Genomic DNA, 591 nt, shown 5'->3' with positions numbered 1-591 from the left:
TAATTTTCCATTTACTATAACAGAAGATACTAAAAATAAAATAAAGGTTAAGGATAACAATAAGGAATATACAATTTCAGAAATAAAAATTGATGAATCAACAAAAGTTGAAAATAAAGCAAGACGTTTATCAATTATTCTAGATGAAAAAATTTCACTTGATAAAGCAATAAATGTAGAATTTATTGGATACGGCACTAAAGCTGCTACATTCGGACAAATATTTAGTTCAAAGGAATTTGATGAATTATACTTCTACTCAGGAGATGACCTAGGAGCAAACTATACAAGTTACAAAAACTACATTTTAAAGGTTTGGGCACCTACTGCAAGTGAGGACAAAACTTGTCATATATTACAAAATGGAATGATACTCAAGGACAAAGAATATAGTATAGAAAAAGGAAGAAGTTAAAGGGGTTTGGTCCTATACACTTGATGGTGACCAACATGGAACAATATATACCTATAAGGTTAAAATAGGAGAAACTTGGAATGAAGCAGTAGACCCATATGCTAGAAGCGTTACAGTAAATGGTGATAAAGGTGTAGTTATAGATTTATCTAAAACAAATCCTGAAAAATGGAACC

The 591-nt window shown here is 30.3% G+C and carries 1 pseudogene; it reads left to right on the top strand.

The features are described 5' to 3' along the window. Positions 1 to 415: pseudogene (locus TCEL_RS00005) on the top strand (hypothetical protein); the annotation flags it as partial. Positions 416 to 591 lie beyond the last annotated feature (176 nt).

The organism is Thermobrachium celere DSM 8682 (genome assembly GCF_000430995.1).
In the GTDB taxonomy this organism is placed as follows: Bacteria; Bacillota; Clostridia; order Clostridiales; family Caloramatoraceae; genus Thermobrachium; species Thermobrachium celere.
This window is presented reverse-complemented; position numbering and strand designations above follow the sequence as displayed.